This is a genomic window from Pseudoalteromonas sp. SR45-6, assembly GCF_014163545.1.
Classification (GTDB): Bacteria; Pseudomonadota; Gammaproteobacteria; order Enterobacterales; family Alteromonadaceae; genus Pseudoalteromonas; species Pseudoalteromonas rhizosphaerae.
The window spans coordinates 1-4,853 of record NZ_JACJDM010000104.1 but is presented as its reverse complement, the minus strand read 5'-3'; the positions used below and the strand labels follow the sequence as shown (position 1 = coordinate 4,853).

The following is a 4,853-nucleotide window of genomic DNA, read 5'->3' as shown; positions in this document are numbered from 1 at the left end:
AGAACCTAGAACCTAGAACCTAGAACCTGATACCTTTACAAATATTCAAATACTTTAATAACGCGTTCTACACCCGATATATTACGAGCAACGCTTACAGCGGTGTTTGCTTCTGCATCTGATACTAAGCCCATTAAAAATACTTCGCCATTCTCAGTTACTACTTTGATGTTGTTGCTACTGATGTTGTCGGTGGTAAGTAATTGTGTTTTTACTTTAGAGGTTAACCAAGAATCATGGGTCTGGGTGCTCATGCTTATGTTGGAGCCAATACGAATTTGGTTATGTATTTTGCGTATAGCAGGTAAGCCCTCAATCGTACGCTGAGCCTCGTTTTTCATTTCTTGAGTTGCAACCTGGCCTATTAACAATACAATGCCGTTAACGCTAATCACGCTGATGTTGGCATGATCAGCAAGGCGAGGTACATCGTTTATTGCGACCCCAGCTTTGATTTCGATATTACTATCATCGATTTGCGAACCAAGAGTACGACGATCGTTGGCTGCGGTAACAGCACCAGCGGTACCTGCAACAACGGCAGCAGCGCAGCCTTGTAATAATAGTACTGTACTAATAACAATTAGAGATTGTTTCAACATTAGCTTTCTTCCTGTGGGAATAGGGTCAAGTCGACGAGTTCACTCAAACAATGAAGATTAACCAAGTGAGATTCTATGATGCGGCTCGGACGTTTTGACGGAACACGAATTTCGACATCATTGGCACCGAGTAAACCTACTAGCTCACCGCCGTCATCACCAACCATAACAATAACTTTCATGTCTTTGGTGAGTGCGGCTTCGACTGCCGATATGATGTTTTTTTCGTTGCCATTGATTGCTAAAACCAATAGTAAGTCACCTTGTTGAGCAAACGCTCGTACTTGACGGGCAAAGGTTTCTTGGTCGTCACTTTGGTTACTTGGACCAAGATTGATATGTTCTTGTGATAGCGCAATTGCCGGTAAACAAGGACGTTCGGTTTCGTAGTAGTTGATCAATACGCCAGCCATATGTTGGGCCAGCATGTGGCAGCTGGCAGTACCACAACAAATCAACTTATTACCATTGATTAGGCTCTGCGCTATGGTAAATGCAGCGGCTTCTAAGGCGCTAGGAAGTACTTCACCGGCGGCTATTTGCACCTGAATGCTTTCTGTAAAAATCTCTTTTATAGTATCTTGCATATTAAAATACGTTTTTTATCCAATTAAGTTGTTGCGATGTGTCGCCAGTTATTGCGACAAAGTCGATTCTTATTGCTTGATCACTAAGCTTTTTCGTTGCTAAATAATGGTAAATAGAGCGTTTTAAACGTTCTTGCTTTTGTTTACCTAAAGCGTGGATTGCTCCACCTTTAACATAGCTACTACGAAATTTCACTTCCACAAACACTAGCGTGTTGCCATCGCGCATTATTACATCTAGCTCCCCGTAGGGGCAGTTATAGTTACGCTCTAACGGGATCAACCCTTGCGTTATTAAGTATTTTTGCGCTTGAAGCTCGTAATACTGGCCTTTTTCTCGGCTATTTTGCCACAGTTGTTTAAACCACGACATCACAACATCCTTGTTTTATATTGCTTTTAACTACTCACTGTATGATCGGTTGGTAGCTGATTGCATAAATAATGGTAACGGCGCTGATGTTGCTAGCTGTACCGCTTGGATTTGTCTATTTTTGTATTGCGCCCAATTAAGTTGGCGATTAATTTGCCCATCACTGGTAATACTCAATTGGCCAGTTAAGCCATTAAATCGCTTACCGGGGAGCATACTCAATTGTGTGATATTACTTAGCATAGCAACTGAATCATAGGCCATGGCAAATAAACGCTGACTTATATCAGCCTGTTCTGGCCACAGCGAATTATATTGCTGGCGTAAGGCATGATCTTTTATTTGCCCACTAAGCATCCATGGTAACTCGGTAAAATACAAACCATCGAGATCGCCTTTATCGGTGCTATCGATTTGCTTGCTATGACTTTTTGAACTGGCATACAGTGGAATGCGATCAGCAAAGGTACTCACATTTACATCTAAATAAGGTTTAATCAAGCGAGTTTCGATAGCATCACCGAGAATATAAATAACATCAATATCACGACGAGAGCGAGTTTCACTCTCTACTTCTTGTTTAAATAATGACTTAACGGTCGCAATGCGTTCTTTTGATTTATCAACTTCTAACAAGTTAACAATGGTTGTTGGCATATCTTTTTTATCATTATAAAGACCAACTTCAGGTGTGGTTTTACTATAGCGTTGCCATTGTCGGTTGAAGAAATCCACTAAGCGCTGGCCTGAACTATTATTTGGCGCCAGCAGCATAGGTTTTTGATAACCAACCGTTAAAAAGTGCTCAAGTGCTTGCTGTATTTCGTGTTCTGGATTAAGCGCGAAGAAGTAATGCTGTGGAGACTGACGCTCACCATCAAAAGTATTTAAGTGCAAAACCGGGTAATCTTGTAATGTTTTGCTTGCAACTAGCTTATCGATACTCGTTTTGAGTAACGGCCCAATTATAAAGTCAGGATTAATTTCGAGCAGTTTTGCAGACAGCTCAGCAGAACTAAGCATTTCATCAATAAAAATGGTTTCAGCAATAGATGTACTATCTAGTGCCGCTAACACGCCAGCTTTTAAGGCATCACCTAAGCGTTCATTAGCACCTGATTGGGGTAATAAAACAACTAAGCGCTCAATATTCAGTGGTTCAGCAGCAATTAACTCAGCGTCTTTTTTTGGCAACACGGCGATTGCTGGATGACCAGGGTAACGGCGTTGCCAATTATTAATTGCTTGATCAAGCTCAACTGGAGCACCTAAATATACTTGGTGATAGAGCGCTAAGTTTACCCAGCCTTGTTGTATCACTGAGCCGCGATTAAAGCGCTCTAAAGCATACGATGATAATTGTTGTAAATTTTGCCACAGGTCTTTGTTGAGCTGTGGAATCGTTAAGTTATTTTTACTGGCGGTTTCAGAGGCACGAAAGAAGTAGGTCATCGCCTCTTTAGGCAAATTTTGTGATGCATACACACTGGCGGTTAAATATTGATGCCAAGCAAAATGCTCCGGTTGAGTCAATTGATTGTCTAAACTGGCTAGCATCTCAAGAGCCTGAGTACTCTTGTTTTGTTGCATTTGCGCAAAAGCGATGTACAGTTTATTTTGCACTTGGTCGACGCTTGGAGTACGTTCTAATTCAGTACTAATTTGCTCTAACAGTGGCCATTGTTGCTCTGCGATCGCAGCATCACGCGCACTATAAAGAAGTTGGATTTTATCAGCGCCTTGGCGATTTAAGGCTAGTTGGTACATAGATTGTGCGTCAGTCGCTTGAATTTGTGATGCGCTATTAGCTGAACTGAGGTTTTCACTGGTTTTAGTCGGTTTTTCGGTTGTACTACAGGCCGATAACCCTGACAATATGATTAATAGACTAACAAGTTTAAGTCGCACAATGATTTCCCAATACGTTAACGCGATTTGCTTATATTACTGACTGACGCAGGAGACCTCAATGTTAAATGAGGAGAATTCACAGAAAATCGGCACTCTTTACATTGTAGCCACCCCAATCGGCAATTATGACGACTTAAGTCAGCGTGCAATCGCGACTTTATCGCAAGTTGACTTAATCGCTGCTGAAGACACGCGCCATACCGGTAAGTTGCTAAGTCACTTTGGCATTAAGGCAAAAACCTTTGCTTTGCACGACCATAATGAAAAGCAAAAAGCGCAACAAATTATTGATCAACTTAATCAAGGTTTAAATATAGCACTAGTTTCGGATGCAGGCACGCCGCTAATTAGTGACCCTGGTTATGCGGTTGTTAATTTATGCCGAGAGCAAGGCGCACATGTCACTCCCATACCAGGAGCATGCGCCGCCATAACAGCTGTATGTTGTTCAGGTTTACCAACAGATCGTTTTCAGTTTATTGGTTTTACCCCTGCAAAAAGCAAAGCTCGCCAAGACTTTTTTATTGAAGCGGTTAATTCCAATATAACCAGCATTATGTACGAAAGTACTCATCGCATTATGGCAAGCCTAGATGACTTAGAGATTGCCCTTGGTAGTGAGCAACAAGTGGTATTCGCTAAAGAGCTAACCAAAACCTTTGAAACGTTTTTTAATGGCACAGTCAGCGAACTCAAACAGTTTTTAACCGACGATCCCACCAAGCAACGCGGTGAAATAGTGCTTATGTTGCCTGGTAATCCAAAGCAGGTTGATGATATTCCGCCAGAAGCACGCAAAATGCTGGCATTGCTTGAGAATGAAATGCCAATGAAAAAAGCCTGTGGAATTGTCGCTGATTATTTTGGCATGAAGAAAAATGCCCTTTATAAAACAATTATTGACGAAAAAGGCTAAATCTTTACTGCACATACAATCCAGCTCAGGTATACTGCGCGCCGAGTCAGCCAAGATGATCGCTGCCTGCAACGAAAATGCGCAGGGGGAGGAAAGTCCGGGCTCCATAGGGCAGGGTGCCAGCTAACGGCTGGGGGGCGTGAGCCTACGACAAGTGCAGCAGAGAGGAGACCGCCAATCTTCGGATTGGTAAGGGTGAAAGGGTGCGGTAAGAGCGCACCGGGCCACTAGCAATAGTTGGTTGCAAGGTAAACTCCACCCGGAGCAAGACCAAATAGGGTTCTATCATTTTAAATAATGAACGCGTGGCCCACGTGAGAACCGGGTAGGTTGCTTGAGCCATAGAGCGATTTATGGCCTAGACGAATGATTATCACTTTCCTCGGAAAGGACAGAACCCGGCTTATACGGCTGACTCACTCATTCAATAAAAAAGCCCGCAGTTAACGCTGCGGGCTTTTTTG

At 42.6% G+C, this 4,853-nt stretch carries 5 protein-coding genes and 1 other RNA gene; 2 read left to right on the top strand and 4 right to left on the bottom strand.

Annotation, left to right across the window (positions count from 1 at the left end; genetic code table 11):
- Positions 1 to 35: 35 nt before the first annotated feature.
- Genes dolP through H5158_RS22075 form a run of 4 tightly spaced genes read right to left on the bottom strand, consistent with a single transcriptional unit; the run spans position 36 to position 3,470 of the window.
- Positions 36 to 602, bottom strand: a complete 567-nt coding sequence (dolP, locus tag H5158_RS22090; RefSeq protein WP_182740921.1) for a division/outer membrane stress-associated lipid-binding lipoprotein — start codon at positions 600 to 602, stop codon at positions 36 to 38.
- Entirely contained in the window at positions 602 to 1,189 is a 588-nt protein-coding gene (locus H5158_RS22085) for an SIS domain-containing protein (RefSeq protein WP_149980605.1), read from the bottom strand. Before H5158_RS22085 ends, dolP begins: the two co-directional genes overlap by 1 nt.
- Before the next feature lies 1 nt (position 1,190).
- The gene (locus H5158_RS22080) at positions 1,191 to 1,562 is read right to left on the bottom strand and encodes a YraN family protein (protein ID WP_182740920.1); all 372 of its coding nucleotides are present in this window, start codon (positions 1,560 to 1,562) and stop codon (positions 1,191 to 1,193) included.
- A 30-nt stretch (positions 1,563 to 1,592) separates the two neighbouring features.
- On the bottom strand, positions 1,593 to 3,470 hold the full coding sequence (locus H5158_RS22075) for a penicillin-binding protein activator (protein ID WP_182740919.1): 1,878 nt from the start codon (positions 3,468 to 3,470) through the stop codon (positions 1,593 to 1,595).
- 61 nt (positions 3,471 to 3,531) lie between these two features.
- On the opposite strand from H5158_RS22075, the gene rsmI reads away from it, so the two are divergent.
- Complete coding sequence (rsmI, locus tag H5158_RS22070) at positions 3,532 to 4,389, top strand: 16S rRNA (cytidine(1402)-2'-O)-methyltransferase (RefSeq protein ID WP_149980608.1); 858 nt, start codon at positions 3,532 to 3,534, stop codon at positions 4,387 to 4,389.
- A 43-nt stretch (positions 4,390 to 4,432) separates the two neighbouring features.
- Positions 4,433 to 4,811: RNase P RNA component class A (rnpB, locus tag H5158_RS22065), an RNA gene on the top strand.
- Positions 4,812 to 4,853: the final 42 nt, after the last annotated feature.

What these genes read in the sequence shown, in the direction of transcription:
- dolP (WP_182740921.1), bottom strand. Translation starts at nt 602, where the DNA reads ATGTTGAAACAATCTCTAATTGTTATTAGTACAGTACTATTATTACAA.
- H5158_RS22085 (WP_149980605.1), bottom strand. Translation starts at nt 1,189, where the DNA reads ATGCAAGATACTATAAAAGAGATTTTTACAGAAAGCATTCAGGTGCAA.
- H5158_RS22080 (WP_182740920.1), bottom strand. Translation starts at nt 1,562, where the DNA reads ATGTCGTGGTTTAAACAACTGTGGCAAAATAGCCGAGAAAAAGGCCAG.
- rsmI (WP_149980608.1), top strand. Translation starts at nt 3,532, where the DNA reads ATGTTAAATGAGGAGAATTCACAGAAAATCGGCACTCTTTACATTGTA.